Genomic DNA, 17,636 nt, shown 5'->3' with positions numbered 1-17,636 from the left:
CCAATTATAGAATGTGATTGAGATAAACAAAAAGATAAAAGCATGAAAGAGAAATCAGAATTTGAGAAGCGGACGGCGGAGAAGCAGGTGTCGCTGCTCACTGAGGCACTGACGAGTGCGGTGGATGCCAAGGGACATTGGTTGAATGCAAGCGGCAAACTCTATCCGAAGCTCTATCCCAAGGGCTTTTCGGTCAGTCCGTTCAATGCCCTTGTCCTTGCCCTTGACTCCGATGCCAAGGGTTGCAAGAGCAATCTGTTTACGCAGTTCTCCGAAGCGAAGGCACGGGGTGAGAGCGTGAGGGAGCATGAGAAAGGTGTGCCGTTCCTGTATTACAATTGGAATAAGTACGTCAACCGCAACAATCCCGACGATGTCATCACCAAGGAGGCATACGCAGAACTGTCGGAACAGGACAAACAGCAGTACAAGGGAGTGAAAAACCGTGAGATCCGTGTGCTGTTCAATATCGACCAGACGCTACTGCCTATGGCTAACGAAACAGCCTACACTACGGCATTGAAGAAGGATGGCACGGTGGAGGATAGAGGTTATGGCGACAAGGAGGACAAGCAGCTGCATGGGTGCGTCAACGGATTCCTTCAGAAGATGAAGGACAACCTCGTGAATGTACGTCAGGACGGCACGGGTGTGGCGCACTACGACACCGAGAAGGATGTCATCTACCTGCCACGGCAGCGTGACTTCGAGCACTACAATGACTATGTACAGGAGATGATGCGTCAGTTGGTGTCTGCCACCGGTCATCAGCAGCGGTTGGCACGTGAGGGCATGGTCATGAAGAACGGCAAAGCCCCGTCGGAGGATGCCGTGAAGAAGGAACGACTCATCACTGAGATAGCTTCGGGCGTGAAGATGCTCGAACTGGGACTGCCTGCCCGTCTGTCAAAGGACAGCCTTAGCATGGTGGACTATTGGACGAGGGAACTGAAGGAAGACCCTTGTCTGATTGATGCCATCGAGAGTGAGGTGAACGGTGCGCTGAAGGTGTTGAAGAAAGCCGAACTGGGTGAAAAGGTGGAGTATGCCACCGACCAGCATCAGCGAGAGACGGCGCAGATACAGGTGCAGTTGCCCAACCACTACTTCGTAGCAGACGAAATCAAGCAGCATCCCAACGAGGAGCAGCGTACTGTGGTCATCGTGCGTGATGATGCCAGCAAGACCGCCGATGTGGTGCTGCCACAGGGTGCATCGTTGGAGGTGAACAACGAGATCAAGGGCATGAACAAGCAACGCTTCACCAATGCCTTGCAGAAAGAGGGTTATGACAACGTGCGTTTCTACAATCCCGACGGAGCCTTGGGCTTCCGTCCCGACGACAGTTATTTCGCCGACAAGAAAATCACGGTATCAAGACTGCGCAACTGGTCTATCGAAGACCTATCCTCGTTGGATGCTTCTGAGGCCGTAACCCACAGCCGTGACATCGGTTTCGACAATGTGCAGTTGGTAAAGGATGACAAGGAGCGGTGGGCATTGTACATCAAGCCCGAAGGTAAGGAGGGCTTTGCCGTCTATCCCGACAAAGGAGACCTCAATCATTTCTTCACCACCTTGAAGCAGTCGATGGACAACATCGAGCGTGTGCGTGAGGAACTGGCACAGAAGTATTATGCTATGGCAGAGGCGAAACCCGACCTGAAGGTGGACATCTTCGGAGGTAATGAGCAGGAGGTTGATTTGAACCGCATCCAGCGTGTGGCAGTATTCCGTGCCAAATCGGGCGAATGCCTGTGTGCAGCCACTATTGACGGCAAGAAGTTGCAGCCGAGAAGTGTCAGTCCGTCACAATGGCAACGATTGTGGGTGGCTCCTGACAGGGATTCCTACAAGCAGAACCTTGCCGCCTCGCTGTTTGCTGATGTATTGCAGAAAGACAACAATGTCGAGCAAAGTACACAAGAGAAGCAGGAAGAAGCGACGGAGGTGAAGCAAGCGGAGACGGCAATTGTCGATAAGCATGATGAACAGAAGGAAGTGGTACTTAAGGAAGATAAAAGCTCTGAACAAAGGGAAGAGAAGAAACAAGAGGAAAAGAAAGAAGAAAAGAAGGATGAAAAGGCTGTCAAGGCTGCTGTCTCTCCCCTTGTCCAACAATATCTTGACTTGAAGAAGAAGCATCCTGATGCCATTCTTTTGTTTCGCTGCGGTGACTTCTATGAGACCTACAAGGATGATGCGGTGAAGGCATCCAAAATATTGGGTATTACGCTGACAAAGAGCAATGGGCGCAAGGATGATGAAGGCAAGCCGTTGGCAATGGCAGGATTCCCATATCATGCCCTCGACACCTATCTGCCGAAGCTCATTCGTGCTGGTGAACGGGTGGCCATCTGTGACCAGTTGGAAATGCCGAAGCAGACAACATCATCGAAGCGTGGAATTACGGAGATGGTGTCACCTGGAAAAGAGACAGGAAAGCAGATGGCACAGGAAAGTCAAGAAACAGAACAACACACCAGTCTAAGGAGATAGGCTTATGGGAAAGAACGCAGCGTATGCCGCACAATATGCGGAGGAAGCCAAAGAACAGATGCGGATGTATGGGATTCCTGCCTCCGTCATCTTGGCGCAAGCCATACTGGAGAGCAGCAACGGACAGAGCCAACTGTCGCGCGAATGCAACAACCACTTTGGCATCAAGGCTACGGCATCGTGGTTGAAGAATGGCGGAGAGTATGGAGTCTATACGGATGATAGGCCCAACGAGAAATTCTGTAAGTACAAAAGCGTGGGTGACAGTTATGAGCATCACTCGCAGTTCCTGAAGCAGAACAAGCGTTATGCGCAGTGCTTCACGCTGTCGCCTGACGACTACAAGGGATGGACGAAGGGCATTGAGCGTGCCGGCTATGCCACGGGCGGCGGTTATGCTGCAAGTCTGCAGCGCATCATTGAAGCCAACGGACTGGACAAGTATGACAGTGAGGTGATGGCTGAGATGCGGGCAGAAGGTCGGTCGTTCGGGGTGGAGAATAATCCTCGTAGAGAAATGCCTGCTGCCCATGTACCGCAGTCTGCCGGGTATTCCTTTCCTGTGGAGCGAGAGGAGTTTCTCTTCATCACCTCGCCTTTCGGCAATCGCCAGGATCCGATGGATGCCACCAAGCAGCAGATGCACAAGGGCATTGACATCAAGACGAACCATGAGGCGGTGTTGGCCACGGAGAACGGCGGCAAGGTGGTGGCGGTGAACCATAATGCGAACACGGCAGGAGGGAAATCCGTCACCGTGGAATACAGCCGTGAGGATGGCAGCAAGGTGCAATGCTCCTACCTGCATCTGTCTGACATAGCAGTAAAGGTAGGTGACGTGGTTAATGCCAGTCAGAAGTTGGGGGTGTCGGGAAATACCGGCACCAGAACCACTGGCGAGCATCTGCATTTCGGAGTGAAGAGTGTATCGGCTGACGGCTCAAAAAGGGATATGGATCCAGCCGCTTATCTGGCAGAAATCGGACAGAAAGGCAACATCAAGCTACAGGCCCTGCATAACGGCAATGACCTGTTGGCAAAATACAAGAGCAATGCGCCACAGGAGCAGAAGGTTTCGTCGGAGGACTGGATGAAGAAAATCCTTTCCTCGGAGGACAGCGGCGTGGGCATTTCGGGAACGAATGACCCTATACTCGACATGGCGATGACCACCTTCATGTCGCTGATGATGTTGGCAGCGCAGATTGACAGCAATGATGAGGAACGACAAAAAGGACTTATCTCTGCCATGGCAGCCAACCGGCTCGTAGATTTGACCTCGCTTGTTCCAGGCATGAGGCAATGCACCATTACTGTGGGTGAGAACGGCAAGACTGTGCTTCATGCAGAGAGCGGTACGGTGAAGATTGACCGTGAACTGACCTCCTCGGAGATGAACCGCCTGTCGCTCATTTTGGGCAATGCCAATCTGTCGGAAGAAAGCAAACGGACGAAGATTGCGGGAATGGTGACAGGCATCGTGGCGACACAGCAGGCTTCGCAGAACTTCGAGCAAGGGATGGAGGCTGAGAGTCAACAACAAAATCTGCAAAGGAAATGAAAAGGATAGCAAGTCATCTGTGTACATTGCTGGTGGGTATGGTAGCTGTGGCAGGACACTTCATGCTTACCCAATGGCTTTTCGGTCAGACCGTGGCCATCATCTATCTCGGCTTCCAACTTATCATAGCAGCGTGGATAGTCTATGAACTGATACGTGCGCTAGTATATGATGATTGAAAAGAGATTATTGTCATTGCTAAGACATTTCACTTGGACGATGGATATGTATAATTCAAATAGTATCGAGCAATGATCAAATGTAATGTAACAGTGTGCGGAACGGTCAGCAAGGCTGCGACCTGCCGCACGAACAAGGAGGGCAAGGCATTCGTGAGCTTTGCCATGAACGTAGTCATTCCAGCGAAGAGCGGGATTAACAAGACCATCGAGGTGTCGGTCATCAAAGATGGGACACTGACGGAGGTGGGCAGCTGCAACATCGGCGAACGCATTGAGGTAGCCGGTGTATTGGTACCAAGAAAATGGGGCGATGTCCTTTATTTCAACCTGTCGGCAAGCAGCATCAGCCACCAGCCTGACGAGGCAGAGGACTGCATCAAGGGCGTGATGGAGTTCCGCGGCAAGGTGGGCAAGAGCATTGAGGACAAGACGGACAAGAATGGTGTGCCGTACTGCCAGTTCTCCGCTTTCAGCGCAGAGAAAGTACAGGACGGATTTGAATACATCTGGGTAAGTTTCTTCCTATTCGATGGCAAATGCGAGGCATGGCTGCAACCAGGCGTGAAAGCGAACATCAAAGGGGCATTGTCTGTCAGTGTCTTCAATGACAAACTGGACTTCTCCTGCCGAGTGTCTGAAATGAGCGAATATGTTCCGCAGCCCTATAATGGTTAATTGACTATGGGAAAGCCTTATGCTAAGGAAGGTCCGAGTGCCGAAGACAAGGCACTCGACCTGTTTGCCGATATGATGATTGAGCGTATTCAGTCGCTGTCGGGCAAAGACGGATGGAAAAAGCCCTGGTTTACTGAAGGTGCGTTGCAATGGCCGAAAAACCTGAACGGACGAGAATATAATGGCATGAACGCTATGATGTTGCTCCTGCATTGCGAGAAGGAGGGTTACAAGATTCCTCGCTTCTGTACCTTCGACCGCATACAGCAGTTTAACAAAACTGGCAAGAAAGACGAGGAACAGAAGCCCCGTGTGTCAGTACTGAAAGGTGAGCATTCTTTCCCCGTGATGCTCACCACGTTTACGGTGGTCAATAAGGAAACAAAGGAACACATCAAGTGGGAGGACTACAAACTGCTCTCTCAGGAAGAGCGCGAAAAGTACAATGTATATCCAAAGCTTCAGACTTACCATGTCTTCAATGTGGCGCAGACCAACCTGAAGGAGGTCAGACCAGAGTTTTGGGAGAAACTGGAACAGGAATACTCGATGCCCAAGGTAGAGAAGGACGAGCAGTTTGCCTTTGAACCCGTGGATAGGATGATAGCGGACAACCGTTGGATATGTCCCATCAAACCGATGTTCGGTGATTCCGCCTATTTCTCCATCAGCAAGAATGAGATTGTGATGCCTGAGAAAAGGCAGTTCAAGGATGGGGAGTCTTTCTACTCGAACCTTTTCCACGAGATGGGACACTCCACGGGTGCGGAGGGACAGTTAGACCGCATCAAGCCCGCTACCTTCGGCTCGGCAGAGTATGCACGCGAGGAACTGGTGGCAGAACTGACGGCTGCGCTGACCGCTCAGCGGTATGGCATGACAAAGCATCTGAAAGGAGATTCGGCTGCCTATTTGAAGTCTTGGCTGGATTCGCTGAAGGAGTCGCCGCAGTTCATCAAGACCACGCTACTCGATGTGAAAAAAGCTACCTCAATGCTCACGCAGCATATCGACAAGATTGCTATGGAGATAGACCAGGAGAAAAAGGCTGAGCAGGAAAACGGGCAAGGGAAAAGTTATCTATCCATAGATGACGGCGACCATGCAGTCTTGGCATATAATGGTTCTGCTGTATATATCCAGCATCATGAGAAGGAGGACTCTGTAAAGATTGCTGTGCCGACGAGTAACGGTCTGGAAGTGAAACTCTCTGTTCCTTACGACCACGGCAAAGACCTTGACACCAATTATCAGGAGGCTTTTGCCCAGTACAAAAGCCTGACAGAGCCTTCACAATCGAAAGAAAACGTCTATTATGCCTCCATCGCCTATCTCCAATCAACGGATGACACATCGGAACTGGATAAGCTAAAGGAGAAAGGTGACTATCAAGGACTGCTGACGCTTGCCAAGGAATACTATGACGGGAACGGCATGGACGAGGAGCAGACCTACAGGAAGCCGTGCCAGAACAGAGGCGATGACCTGCTAATAGAGGACAAGGACTTTGCAGTGGTCTATAACGGGAGTGTCGGCGGTACGTATGAGGTGTTCCTGAAGCATACGGAGCAAGAAGTGCGTGACCATATCACTCGCTATGGCATAGGACGTGCCAGTGAGGACGTGAAGGCTGTGGCGAGGGAGATGACCGCCGAAGAGTTTTCGGAATTGGCGCAGCGAAAAATGCCGATATTCCAAATGCCGAATGGTGGTTTGCTGAACCTGCAATATAACAAGGATAAGGATAGCCTGGATGTGGGGACTGTGACCAATGCAGGACTCTCTGTGAAGCATACCTTCCCTTTCAGCCACAACCATTCTATGGACGCAAACATCAGCTCTGCGTATGAGCAACTGCTTGACATGGAGGAGTACCAGAAGGAAGAGGTACAAGAGGAGCACGTTGCCAAGTCCGCTTTCCGAAGATGAGAGTAGTATCGTAGTATATACTAATCGTAGGCTTTACTACTCATAGTAGGTACTAACAATAGTCAGCCGCAAGGAGTAATGTCCCTGCGGCTGATTTAATTTGGGGTCATTCCATATTATGAAGGAATGCTTGTAAATCCTCGTCTGGAATGCTCTTCAGTTTCACCGGCTTGAAGCCGTCCAACTGCTCCACTTGAAATATCTCGTCCACTCCATATTTGGAGCCATCCACCTTTACGCTCTCCATTTCATTGACGGAGGTATAGCCATACTCCGTTTCATGCAGACCGCATACGATGGTGAACAACGTGGTGTCGTTACCTTCCGGCTGTCCTTCAAGTACGAACCAACGGACGTGTCCGATGAAGAATATTGCCACACAAACGGCATCCTTGCCTTTGCCGTCCTGTGAATACAGAGGATAGGATTTCAGTATCTCCTCCAATACGGGTGTAATCAATCTGCTTGCCATAGTCAATCGTTGTTAAGTGTTCTGTAATACATTCTGTTCTCTACAAGGTGTTCGATGGCCTCTGCTGCCAATCGGCACACCCACTCGTCACGCTGGTCATAACGACCTTTTTGATAGTCGTTGGCAAGGCGTTCCAAGAAGGCAAACACCACCTTGCCCTTTTCGTTGATAAGATAGCGATGGTCATCTGCAAGGGCATTGCCTACCTTGGCGGCTGACCCCATCTGACCGTTTACGAACCGTGAGAAGCACTCGACAAATGCCTGCTCGTTTTCTGATAATCTGTGTAATTCCATACGCAAAGAAATTATTTGTTCAACTTGTTTTTCTTCCCTCCTTTTGAAGCCTTTCGGCTCCTCTTGTCGGGAACTGATTTTTCGTGCATCAAAAGACTGCGGAATGAGGGCGATAAGGCAAGAAAACAGACGGAGGAGTTAATGAAATACCCAAATCTTTGATTTGCGGAAAGCTGTCGTTCAGTCCTCTGCCTGTTAGCATGGCGGTACTTGACCATTCGCCCGGGCAGTAACTTTGCAAAGAAAAATGGGCATCGGCAAGTGGAATAGACACTACAAAACAGGAAAATCATTGATTTTTAGTGCATTTTTCTTTATTTCTTTCTTTGATTTAGGATAAAATATATAACTTTGCCTCCGAAAAAGTGTCACAAGTGACAGTTTTTCGTAAAATATGATAGTAAACAGATATAGATACATAGAACAGTTGAGCCGTTCAAAGAACAACGGGCTCATAAAGATAATCACAGGATTGCGACGTTCAGGCAAGTCGTTCCTTCTGAAGAAACTCTTTCATCAGCATCTATTGGATGAGGGCGTGAGAGAAGACCATATTCTCGTCATCGACATGGAGAGTAGGAAGAACAGAGAGTTCAAGAACCCGGACTACCTGTTGGACTGGGTGGAAAAGATGATGATTGACTATGAGACTTATTATATCATCATCGACGAGGTGCAGGAGGTGGAAGACTTTGTAGAGGTGCTCTCTTCCTTGTCAGTTACCGAAGGGGCGGATGTGTATGTCACAGGCTCCAACTCGCGTTTCCTGTCCTCTGACCTGGTGACGGAATTCCGAGGCAGAGGTGACGAGATACATGTGTGGCCACTATCCTTCAAGGAGTTCATGACGGTGTATGATGGTTCGAAAGAAGACGGTTGGGCTGAATACAGACTGTACGGAGGTTTGCCGCAACTACTTACACAGGTTGGGGATGAGAAGAAGGCTGATTTCCTGCGTCGCCTTTATCGCACGGTATATCTACGTGACATCTACGAGCGGAACAACATAGAACTGAGACCTGAATTTGAAGAATTGTCGAAGACCGTAGCATCCAGTATAGGAGCACCTGTCAATGCACTGAATATAGCCAATACGTTCAAGTCCGTAAGCAATGTGCAGAGCATAACCGACAAGACAGTGTCGGCTTATCTGGAATATATGCAGGATGCTTTCCTTATCGAAAAATCCGAAAGGTTCGACATCAAAGGACGGAAATACATAGGTTCGTTGTCCAAGTATTATTATCAGGACGTAGGTCTGAGGAATGCTATTCTGTCGTTCCGTCAGAGCGAGCCGACACATATCATGGAGAACGTCATCTACAATGAGATGCGTATGCGAGGATGGCTCGTGGATGTGGGTAACGTCTATCATCGAGTGAGGAATACGGAAGGAAAGCAGCAGAGGGTGACATTGGAAGTGGATTTTGTCTGCAACAAAGGGAGCGAGCGGATCTACATCCAGTCGGCGTGGCGTATGCCCGATGCAGAAAAGATGGAACAGGAGAAACGGTCGTTGCGTCTTGTAGATGACTCTTTCCGCAAACTGCTGATCGTGGGAGAACATACCAAGCAGTGGAGCGACGAAAACGGCATACAGATAATGAGTATATATGACTTCCTGCTTGACTGGTCAAGTACTGAGAAACACGGATAAAAAAAAGATATGCGCATAGAATATGCGTTAATACATATATGATTAAGGGAGGGCCTATCCATCACGGACAAGCCCTCCCTTTCTAAAATTTATCAATGAAAAAAAAGTTTTAGTGCTCTTGTTCGGAGCTGTATGTCTGGCTATAGATACAGCAGGATTCTGGTATGGCGGTTCGCCTCATTGGGCGAGGAATCGTCAATGCCGCCATCGAAAATCTGAGAGATGGTGCCATTTTCCATACCACGTTTCATCAGTTCCTCTGCAATGAATCTGGCACGGGAACGGCTGAGGTTATCATTGATGGCTTCACTGCCTGTGGCACTGTCGGCAGCGCCGATGACCTTAACTTTCAAGCCATATTTCTTGGCGATGCGTGCTACTTCGTCGAGATTGACGAGCTGTGACCTGTTGAGCAACCTGTCAGTGCCAAGTTCAAAGAAGAAATAGATGGGCGCACCTATGCAAGCCTTTCCTGAGTGGATGAGCGATAGGTAATCGTCTTCCGGCTCACCTTCAGCATTGCCATATTCTTCTGTACAAGAGGCGGACTCCATGACCTTTGTCTTTTGACCATTACCATACTTGTCTCTCATTCTTGCACGCAGCGAGTTGAGACCGCTGTAGTCGTTTCGAGGATAGCCATTTGTGACGGAAGAAGCGGCATCGTCAGAAAAGAGGTGGCCGTACTTGTCCAGAAGTCCCTCGATGGCAAGAATCTTGCGCAGCTGCTCCAGAGTCTGACAATCTCGATCGTGCTGGGCGTGATAGCGGCTGTTGCTGTCAGAAAGGGATGAGGCGTATGCCGAAAGCCATTCGTTCTGTGCGATGTACGGGCGAGCGTCTATCACTCGCTTCCAGCCAGTCTTGCCGATGCGGACAGAGAGGCCGAGGGATGCGGACAGCAGATGGTCGCCAAGGCGGTGTGCCTTGCCATAGCCGTCAAAATCCTGCATGGTGGTCATGTTGCCTATCTCTGCCGTAACAGCAATGCGTGGGGAGAGATGATACTGCCCCTGTATGCCGTAGGAAATGGCAAAGGGCTTGTGGGCATTCACCTTGTTGTGCAGCATACCCACGCCCACGTATGGAATGACACTCCATCTGGCAAGAGTGTGTACATCGTCCTTGTAGAGGTTGCCGAGGACATTCCACATGAAATCAGCACGCAGGTACTGGTAGTCCTGCGAGGAGTTGTTGCAGTCGTTGAACTGCATACCGCCATAGTTCAGACGACCGCCGACGGAAGGTGTGAACCATTTGCCGATCGACACGGAGAATGCCGGTTTCATGCGACCGAATAGGTCGTTGCATCCGAGCGGTTTGCCGAGGAAGACCGTAGTTCCTCCTGCCGCTTGGACAAACCAGTTGTCCGTCCATGGCGAAGCTACCAATGCCCCTTTCATGTAGGAAGGTTTAAGCGGACGAAGCATACCGTCTGCCGAAAGTCTGCATACAACGGTGGTGGTGTCCGCCGTGCGGTGATAGTCTTTGGCTTGCGCACCCAATGAAAGGGCGAAGCCAAGGGATAGAATAAGTATTTTTCTCATGTTGTTCAATTTAATCTGGTGAATACTATAACAGGTGATACGTGACAGTGCCGCTTATCGTTTCTTCCTTTTGCCGGAAGAGGGGCGCATCATGCGTGCAGCTTTCATCATGCAACGGCGTGCCCAAGCGCGTTCATCCTCGTCATCGTCACGTCCCCATTTGAGGTCGGACGAACTGCCGCCACCGCCATGACCTTCGGCAAAGGTGGTGGCATCATCGACGTAGCCGAGGAATAGAAGCGTGGCACAGTACATCACCTCCGTTCCATTCTCCGCAAAGGCCTGAAGCAGGGAACCGTCAAACACGTCCTTGCCCTCATTGGAAAGCCGTGCCACACGTTCGGAGAACTCGCTGACCATGTTTTCGAGAAGGGCATTTCTGAGAACGGTGTCCGCACCTTGTCGGATAGTATCGGAATATCTGTGTGCCTCCTGCCGCAACTCCTCCGTGCGCTCCTTCATGGCGGTCATCTCCTCACGCAGGGCATCGAGCTTGCGGTCAGCCTCTGAGAGCTTCTCCTGCTTGTCGTCCAGTTTCGACTGGATAGCGGACAGTTCCTGCTCCAGCTCTTGGACTTGCTGACGGAGAGCATCAGGATTGTCGTGACCTGCAAGAATCTGCCGATGCAATTCAGCAAGTGCCGCCTCCTTCTCAGCCTTCTCCTGCAAGAGGTTGTTGACCATTGAGGTGAGTCCTTTTACTCTCCGCTCTGCCAGACGGATGTCCGATTGGAGCGAGGCGAGTGTCCGCTGATGGGTGGCGACGGACTGCTCAATGGTGGTGCACTGTTCTGACAGCTGGCGGCGGTATTCTTCGGTGGTGCGGTGGCGTGCTCCCGTCTCTGAGACGGAAGTTCCGCGCTCCATGCCCCAACGCTTGTTGACATCGGCAAATTCGCTGTGCAGGGCTTTCATCCTGGCAGAAAACTCGTACTTGTCCTTTCCGGCGAATATCTGTTTGTATGCAAACTTGCCGTCCTTGATTGGCAAGAGGGTGCAGTGAACGTGCGGATTGGTTTCGTCCAAGTGTAAGATGAAAGCGACGATGTTCTCCTCACCGTATTTGTCCGCAACAAAGCGGTAAACATCCTTTGCCCATTCCTCAATGTCCTTGCATCGGGTTAGATGCGAATTGTCCGCTCCGTGAGTGAGATTCACCTTCTGGTCACCGAATGCCAATTCTGTCATACGTTCTCGTGAGCCTCCGAAGATGAAATTGACCACTGTGCGGAAGCGTGGCTCTGCCAGTCCCTCGTTGGGGTCTTTGATTCCACGGCTCCGCAGGATGTCTGCCATGCGCTCCGGGATGCTTCGGCTCTTGTCTATAGGACAAACCTTGCCGCCCCGAACCTCGAAGTTGAGCCGCTCACGGCTGCGGTCGTAGTTGCCTGTTGATTCAGCGGATCCCCAACCCTTTTCCGTCCAACGGCGTTGGTGCTCGTTGCTCTGTGCTGTGGTGATTCCCTTAGATGGTCGGAAATCCATAACCTGTTTTGGTGTTGCCATAACCTATTTCCTTTTATGTGTGTACAACTCTCCTGTCTCCAGCTTGCTGCTTGTAAGGACAGCCTCCCGATGGTCGGAGACCAAGAGGGGTATTAGGCTACCCAAATTCCCTCATTTCCGACCAACGGGCAAGCCCGATTATTTTACAGCAATGGCAGACGTGTAAACACTGTGCCAGTAGAAAAGAAGAAGCGTTGTACGGTGATTATTAGAGGTTAATACAGCCTTTTGATGGACAGGAGCCCTCTTGGTTGGCTACAATGGCAAGGAACGGTCGGCAGAGTGACTGAAACTGTGACTTGATGGCTGCGCTTTCCTGATGCAAGGCTGGTGAGCTGCCATCCAATGCCAATTCTGATATTGCCTTTGCCGCCTCGATGAATGAGAGCCAGTCTCCTCCCAGGTCTTTGTAAAAGAAGGGAAGAAGGGAGGTAACGAGGGCGTTATCTGTTTCCTGCGAAAGCACCTGATGGAAGGTGGCTTCGCAGACAGCTGTGAGTGCAGTCATACAAAAGGCGTGTCCTACAGATTCGGGAATGTTTCTTCCGCATGGCACCTTGCCAATTGAATTGCCATTGTCGGCTTTCTGCAAGATAATGGCTACTTCCTCTGTTGCATCTTCGTAGAGTTGTTCACATTCCGAGGCGCAAGCCGATGCGGACATCTTGCCGCTTCGCCATTCGTCCAATGCGGTACACATCTTCTGGCGGAACACATCCAAGGCTGCGTCAATCGGAGAAACGGCAGGTGTCTCAGCCAACATCGGGATGGTGATGATTTGGCTCTTCGTGAGACGGGTGACGGAAATCTGGTTCATCTTCTCCAACTGCTCGATGAAGGTGCGGACAGTGGCGCGGTGCCAATGCCAGCATCCTGCCAGTTCGGTAATGGTGATTACAAACTGCCCGTTGGACAGGCTGAACTCCTGCTTGCACAGATCCTTGGGGATGTACTGTACAGAAGCCTTGTCTACAAGGTCAAGGTAGGCTTCGAGCTTCGACAGCCTTATCCCGGACCTCTCTTTCAAGAACTCCAACAGGGACATCCGTTCAGACATCTTGCCGGAACTCGTTCTATGTTTCTGTTTCTTCATTTCAATAATCTGTTTGGTGAATACTGTTGTTTGTCGCCAGCTCCATTATACAAAAGGAACGGCATGATACAGGTGATACTTAATAGTAGTATATGATGAGCATTTCTGTGTCTTCGAGGAGCATCTTGCGGTCAGCCTTGTTCTTCCACAGCGATATGACTATGCGCGAGGGATAGAACAGTGATGCCAGAAGGACAAAGGAGATGGTGACAGCAAGCGTGAACAGATGAGGAGTGAAGACAAACACCACTGCCGCCAACGCGGCGATGCAGAAGGGTGTCCGCTCCTCGTGCAGACGCTGTAGCCACCTCTCCACATCCATAAAGACAAAGAATATGGCAAACGCTATGGTGGAAGCCACTACGCCTATGTCGTTATAGTGTACACAGAGGTAGAGGAAGTGGAACACGTACAGCAGGATGAGCAGCATCAACCGGTAGAGCTTCCTTGCTGTCACAAGCGCGGTCATGCGCAGATAGAACCGTGTCATAAACTGTCTGCGGCTTCTGTGCAGAATCATCGTCACAAAGAAGAACGCTGACATCAGGATGAGAAACAGTATCTTACTTGTCATAATATGTATAGCATGTGAATAATGGAAGTGGACTCAGGTCGGGCTGGACGACACCGTGTGTGGCAGTGGATATGATACGCTCCACATCCTCCAGTGTCAGTTCTCCCTTGATTATTCTCTGACGGAAAGCTCCGTCGGTTGTCCGAAGGCTCTTGATAGCCTGTTCCAAGTCGTACTCGGCTATCTGCCACACTTGCCCTCTCGTGTAGGGGAAATGATGGTGGATGGCCTTGACCACAAGCACACGGCTGAGGATGTCGGTCATTCTGCCGTTCCTGACTATCGTGTGGTTGCGGACAGTGGCGATGCTCTCAATCTCCAGCCATGTGCGGTGACGGTCGAGAAGATGGATAATCTTCATGTAAAGCGTTTCCTTCATCAGATGGTCGGGAGCTTGTGGCATGACTTTGGCCTTTGTTGTGGACAACAGAATGGAGCGTTGTTGCGGTAGAACAGGACTGTCATCTGGCAAATGTAACTTTCAAATGAAGTCGAGCAGGACTTCCTCCTTGGGCTTCATGTATTTGAAGAACCCGTTCTTGCAATGCAGACTGAGGTCGAGGCATACATCTGCCGACATGTGCTCCAGCGAGTCATAGATGGTCACTTTTATCTGGCTGACCATGCCACGCTCATCTGTGGAGCCGTTGACCTTGAACATCCGTCCGAAAGAAGGGTTGGAATAGGCACAGCAGCTGTGTCCGAACTCCGTATGACGGCTTGGAATGTGGTGATAGAGGATTATCATTTCCATCTCGTCTTCGAGCATATCCATCACCTCCTCTATCGTGAAAGGGGTGTTCAACTGGAAAGTAAGAAGCACGTAATCGTCATACTTGACAGGCTTCTCCATCTTGCGCTTGTCCAGCAGTTCTGGCAACTGCAAAGGCACGACGGCAAGGAAATCATCGCAAAACTGTTCTAACATAATCGTATTCTCTGTTTGGGGTGTTTATAATCTTGTGACATAAATCTTCATCATGAGCATGGGCATATCCGACAGGCGTTGCTTGTCGAGGTGCAGTTTCTTGGCCAGACCGTCCATCTCCTTGGGGAGCGCATCGGCTATTTTGTAGAGGTCTGCCTTGTCCTTGTCGGAGAGCACGCTCACGGAAAGGTCATCCATCGTCATGAACGGCTGCATCATCATCAGGAGGTAGGCGTGCATGGTGTGCTCGTCCTTTACCCTGCCACTATTCAGATCCTCGATAGCCGCTTGTGCGTTGCGCAGCAGACGGTGGTTGGTGCGCATGGAGAGGTATATCATTGCATCCTTGTGGGACAAATCCTTGCGGTCGGCGGCACGGAGTATCTCCCGACAGCAGTGTTCGGTGTTTCGTCTGATGTCACCGATGTCATCGTCAGCAAAATCCGGCAGGTATTGCAGGAAGGATTTGAAATACAAATGCTCTTCCTTGATGAAAGCGAGCAGGTCTTCCTTGCCGTGAATGCCTTGCTTGGCGGATTTTTGCAGGAACAGCAGGTAACGCTTCAGTACCGCCTGTTTACCACCTTTATTATATATAGGCAGGCTATCCAAGGAAGCGAAGAATGGCTGTGCTTCCTTCACGGCTTGCTGTAGTTCCTCATCACCAACATGGGAAGAGGTCTGTTCTCTGAGATAGAGCAGGTCGTGAAAGGTGCGTTGCTTAGACATCGCCATACGGCACAGCTCGATGTGGATGGAGTCGTTCAACTCATGATATACCGTGAACGGGTATGAGTGGGCTTTCCTGACAGTGTCACGTGAGATGCACGATGTCACGGAATCGTCCAACACGCGCCATTCGTTGACAATCTTAACTAATGTCTGAATTGAGACCTTGCCGTTCTGTCGAAGAGTGGTCAGAAAGCCATGATACTCTCTGATGGCTTCATCGCTCGAATGGAACGACTTCGTGCCGTTTCCGTCTGAACATGCTGTCAGCATGACTACGGCAAACGCAGTGGCAATACAAATGGCAAGTCTGATACAGCCATGCGAGTTTGATTTTGCATTATGCAATATTTGCTTCATGCAATGGAGGTTGGTTTGTCCTCCGAAAAGTTGGGTTTCATATTTCATTGTTGTCATTATTTTGAGTCTGATTTTGAAATTGACGGTGCAAAGTTAATGCGTTTCAGCGATATATTTGCAAGAATGACAGTAAGTTTAATCTTATTTGTGTATCATACTTGCGAGTATGATTTTCAATGAAATCAAGTGAAAAGAAAATGGCAAATTATCGTGTTTAAGTATGATTTTTCGTTCAAGTATGATTGTTTCTCGGAAAAATAGTGTACCTTTGCACTTGATTTCATTTAATAGCGTACAACAGTATGGCAAAAGTAGGTTACATCTTTATCGCCACCAATGGCGAAGAGTATGCAGAAGACAAGGCTTGGATGCAGCAATACGGCTGTGTTCAGGTGATAGAGGAACTGTCCGAACACGAGAGGCTGCGCCCGATGTGGAAGCAGCTCATATCGAGTCTGGAGCGCGGCGACGAGCTGGTGGTGTCGAGGTTCAGTAACGCACTGCGTGGCACCCGTGAACTGGCTACATTCATAGAATACTGCCGTGTGAAGGTGGTTCGCATCATCTCCATCCAAGACCGCATCGATACGTTTGACGAACTTTTCCCCGACACCAAGCCCTCACAGGTCATCCGTATGTTCGGGTCACTCTCTGAGGAGTGTGCCGTGCTGCGCAAGGCATCGGCACACATCATCCATCTGCAACAGAATATCCGGCCGCCCAAGAAGTCTGAAAGGGCACTGTCGAAACTGGAGCGTGAGAAGAATATCGTGAACATGTACAACGAGGGGCACAGCATAGATGACATCTTTGCCATCAGCGGCTTCACAAGCCGAAGTTCCGTGTTCCGCATACTCAACAAGCATGGTGTGACGCTGAACCGTGGACCTCATAGTGGACCGCTGAAGAAAAGGAATAAAGAATAAACAAAAAACAGATACAATGAATAAGACATTCAACATCTACTGTGATGAAAGCACCCACATGGTGCATGACGGTCATCCCTACATGCTTTTGGGATGTACAAGTATAGCATACACACAAATCCGCATGGCAAAAGATGCCATAAAAGATATTAAGAAGAAGCACGGCTATAGTGATGAGCTGAAATGGACAAATGTCCACGAGGCCACGTATAAAGTCTATGCAGAGCTTATAGACTGGTTCTTTATGAATGACATGGAATTTAGGGCTGTGGTTGTTGACAAGAGTCAGATTGACGAGAAACGAGAAGACTATACGTTTAATGATTTCTACTTTCGCATGTACTACCAATTGCTGCATCACAAGATGGACATGGATTATACATATAACATATATATGGATATCAAGGACACATGCAGTAGCGATAAGCTGGAGAGGCTCAGAAAAATAATGGAATACAACTCTTCCATTGGCAGGTTTCAGTTTATACGTTCACACGAAAGTGTCTTCATCCAATTGGCAGATGTTCTAATGGGAGCCATCAACTACAACCTTAGATATGAAAAGGGAGAAGTTGAAGGAAGGGTGAGAGCCAAAATGAAGCTGATTGAAAAGATAAAAAAACACAGTAATATCAGTCTCAACACCACAACTCCCAAATTTAGAAAGAAGTTTAATTTGTTTTTTATCGCACTGAAATAGCC

The 17,636-nt window shown here is 49.7% G+C and carries 17 protein-coding genes; 8 read left to right on the top strand and 9 right to left on the bottom strand.

The genetic code is table 11. From position 1 onward, the window contains the following. Positions 1–42 precede the first annotated feature (42 nt). The 5 genes from CIL02_RS04535 (at position 43) to CIL02_RS04515 (ending at position 6,846) form a co-directional block, all read left to right on the top strand. Positions 43–2,499 carry a zincin-like metallopeptidase domain-containing protein gene (locus CIL02_RS04535; protein WP_005816257.1) on the top strand — a complete coding sequence of 819 codons (2,457 nt, stop codon included), beginning with the start codon at positions 43–45 and terminating at the stop codon, positions 2,497–2,499. Between the two features lie 4 nt (positions 2,500–2,503). Beyond that, on the top strand, positions 2,504–4,060 hold the full coding sequence (locus CIL02_RS04530) for a glucosaminidase domain-containing protein (protein ID WP_005816260.1): 1,557 nt from the start codon (positions 2,504–2,506) through the stop codon (positions 4,058–4,060). After that, positions 4,057–4,239: a hypothetical protein gene (locus CIL02_RS04525; protein WP_005816263.1), complete on the top strand. Its 183-nt coding sequence runs from the start codon at positions 4,057–4,059 to the stop codon at positions 4,237–4,239. The genes CIL02_RS04530 and CIL02_RS04525 overlap by 4 nt, the downstream gene beginning before the upstream one ends. A 72-nt stretch (positions 4,240–4,311) precedes the next feature. Next, positions 4,312–4,917 (top strand): hypothetical protein, encoded by a 606-nt coding sequence (locus CIL02_RS04520; RefSeq protein WP_005816265.1) that lies wholly within the window; start codon positions 4,312–4,314, stop codon positions 4,915–4,917. Positions 4,918–4,923: 6 nt separating this feature from the next. Continuing rightward, a complete protein-coding gene (locus CIL02_RS04515) occupies positions 4,924–6,846 on the top strand; it encodes a zincin-like metallopeptidase domain-containing protein (protein WP_005816267.1) in 1,923 nt (640 codons plus the stop codon). A 106-nt stretch (positions 6,847–6,952) separates the two neighbouring features. Here CIL02_RS04515 and CIL02_RS04510 read toward each other — a convergent pair whose 3' ends face one another. Both CIL02_RS04510 and CIL02_RS04505 read right to left on the bottom strand, forming a co-directional pair. Then, on the bottom strand, positions 6,953–7,318 hold the full coding sequence (locus tag CIL02_RS04510) for a DUF2958 domain-containing protein (protein ID WP_005816269.1): 366 nt from the start codon (positions 7,316–7,318) through the stop codon (positions 6,953–6,955). A 2-nt stretch (positions 7,319–7,320) separates the two neighbouring features. Beyond that, a complete protein-coding gene (locus tag CIL02_RS04505; RefSeq protein WP_005816271.1) occupies positions 7,321–7,614 on the bottom strand; it encodes a hypothetical protein in 294 nt (97 codons plus the stop codon). Positions 7,615–8,008: 394 nt separating this feature from the next. Here CIL02_RS04505 and CIL02_RS04500 point away from each other — a divergent pair, with 394 nt between their 5' ends. Continuing rightward, positions 8,009–9,271 carry an ATP-binding protein gene (locus tag CIL02_RS04500; protein ID WP_005816273.1) on the top strand — a complete coding sequence of 421 codons (1,263 nt, stop codon included), beginning with the start codon at positions 8,009–8,011 and terminating at the stop codon, positions 9,269–9,271. A 140-nt stretch (positions 9,272–9,411) separates the two neighbouring features. Here CIL02_RS04500 and CIL02_RS04495 read toward each other — a convergent pair whose 3' ends face one another. The 7 genes from CIL02_RS04495 to CIL02_RS04465 all read right to left on the bottom strand — a co-directional run bounded on the left by CIL02_RS04495 (position 9,412) and on the right by CIL02_RS04465 (position 16,056). Further along, positions 9,412–10,818, bottom strand: coding sequence for an OmpA family protein (locus CIL02_RS04495; RefSeq protein WP_094399404.1), 1,407 nt, complete (start codon positions 10,816–10,818; stop codon positions 9,412–9,414). Between the two features lie 54 nt (positions 10,819–10,872). Next, entirely contained in the window at positions 10,873–12,324 is a 1,452-nt protein-coding gene (gene mobV, locus CIL02_RS04490) for a MobV family relaxase (protein WP_005816278.1), read from the bottom strand. 208 nt (positions 12,325–12,532) lie between these two features. Further along, positions 12,533–13,417 (bottom strand): hypothetical protein, encoded by an 885-nt coding sequence (locus tag CIL02_RS04485; protein WP_005816280.1) that lies wholly within the window; start codon positions 13,415–13,417, stop codon positions 12,533–12,535. Between the two features lie 79 nt (positions 13,418–13,496). Next, positions 13,497–13,991: a hypothetical protein gene (locus CIL02_RS04480; protein ID WP_005816282.1), complete on the bottom strand. Its 495-nt coding sequence runs from the start codon at positions 13,989–13,991 to the stop codon at positions 13,497–13,499. Then, positions 13,981–14,418 (bottom strand): hypothetical protein, encoded by a 438-nt coding sequence (locus CIL02_RS04475; RefSeq protein ID WP_224204808.1) that lies wholly within the window; start codon positions 14,416–14,418, stop codon positions 13,981–13,983. Before CIL02_RS04475 ends, CIL02_RS04480 begins: the two co-directional genes overlap by 11 nt. Positions 14,419–14,472: 54 nt before the next feature. Continuing rightward, positions 14,473–14,919 (bottom strand): hypothetical protein, encoded by a 447-nt coding sequence (locus CIL02_RS04470; protein WP_004319947.1) that lies wholly within the window; start codon positions 14,917–14,919, stop codon positions 14,473–14,475. A gap of 24 nt (positions 14,920–14,943) precedes the next feature. Further along, positions 14,944–16,056, bottom strand: coding sequence for a hypothetical protein (locus CIL02_RS04465; RefSeq protein WP_005816286.1), 1,113 nt, complete (start codon positions 16,054–16,056; stop codon positions 14,944–14,946). A gap of 254 nt (positions 16,057–16,310) precedes the next feature. Between CIL02_RS04465 and CIL02_RS04460 the strand changes: the two genes are divergently transcribed. Together CIL02_RS04460 and CIL02_RS04455 are read left to right on the top strand one after the other, a co-directional pair. Continuing rightward, positions 16,311–16,934, top strand: coding sequence for a recombinase family protein (locus CIL02_RS04460; protein WP_005816288.1), 624 nt, complete (start codon positions 16,311–16,313; stop codon positions 16,932–16,934). A 16-nt stretch (positions 16,935–16,950) separates the two neighbouring features. Further along, a complete protein-coding gene (locus CIL02_RS04455) occupies positions 16,951–17,634 on the top strand; it encodes a DUF3800 domain-containing protein (protein WP_005816290.1) in 684 nt (227 codons plus the stop codon). The last annotated feature ends 2 nt before the right edge of the window (positions 17,635–17,636 follow it).

It is taken from the genome of Prevotella sp. P3-122 (assembly GCF_002251365.1).
In the GTDB taxonomy this organism is placed as follows: Bacteria; Bacteroidota; Bacteroidia; order Bacteroidales; family Bacteroidaceae; genus Prevotella.
The sequence above is the reverse complement of the archived record's forward strand: the minus strand, read 5'-3'. Positions and strand labels throughout refer to the sequence as shown.

Bases quoted from the DNA above. Each gene is read 5' to 3' on its own strand.
- CIL02_RS04495 (WP_094399404.1), bottom strand. From the start codon at position 10,818: ATGAGAAAAATACTTATTCTATCCCTTGGCTTCGCCCTTTCATTGGGT.
- CIL02_RS04520 (WP_005816265.1), top strand. From the start codon at position 4,312: ATGATCAAATGTAATGTAACAGTGTGCGGAACGGTCAGCAAGGCTGCG.
- mobV (WP_005816278.1), bottom strand. From the start codon at position 12,324: ATGGCAACACCAAAACAGGTTATGGATTTCCGACCATCTAAGGGAATC.
- CIL02_RS04465 (WP_005816286.1), bottom strand. From the start codon at position 16,056: ATGAAATATGAAACCCAACTTTTCGGAGGACAAACCAACCTCCATTGC.
- CIL02_RS04530 (WP_005816260.1), top strand. From the start codon at position 2,504: ATGGGAAAGAACGCAGCGTATGCCGCACAATATGCGGAGGAAGCCAAA.
- CIL02_RS04510 (WP_005816269.1), bottom strand. From the start codon at position 7,318: ATGGCAAGCAGATTGATTACACCCGTATTGGAGGAGATACTGAAATCC.
- CIL02_RS04505 (WP_005816271.1), bottom strand. From the start codon at position 7,614: ATGGAATTACACAGATTATCAGAAAACGAGCAGGCATTTGTCGAGTGC.
- CIL02_RS04515 (WP_005816267.1), top strand. From the start codon at position 4,924: ATGGGAAAGCCTTATGCTAAGGAAGGTCCGAGTGCCGAAGACAAGGCA.
- CIL02_RS04525 (WP_005816263.1), top strand. From the start codon at position 4,057: ATGAAAAGGATAGCAAGTCATCTGTGTACATTGCTGGTGGGTATGGTA.
- CIL02_RS04480 (WP_005816282.1), bottom strand. From the start codon at position 13,991: ATGACAAGTAAGATACTGTTTCTCATCCTGATGTCAGCGTTCTTCTTT.
- CIL02_RS04500 (WP_005816273.1), top strand. From the start codon at position 8,009: ATGATAGTAAACAGATATAGATACATAGAACAGTTGAGCCGTTCAAAG.
- CIL02_RS04470 (WP_004319947.1), bottom strand. From the start codon at position 14,919: ATGTTAGAACAGTTTTGCGATGATTTCCTTGCCGTCGTGCCTTTGCAG.
- CIL02_RS04535 (WP_005816257.1), top strand. From the start codon at position 43: ATGAAAGAGAAATCAGAATTTGAGAAGCGGACGGCGGAGAAGCAGGTG.
- CIL02_RS04455 (WP_005816290.1), top strand. From the start codon at position 16,951: ATGAATAAGACATTCAACATCTACTGTGATGAAAGCACCCACATGGTG.
- CIL02_RS04460 (WP_005816288.1), top strand. From the start codon at position 16,311: ATGGCAAAAGTAGGTTACATCTTTATCGCCACCAATGGCGAAGAGTAT.
- CIL02_RS04485 (WP_005816280.1), bottom strand. From the start codon at position 13,417: ATGAAGAAACAGAAACATAGAACGAGTTCCGGCAAGATGTCTGAACGG.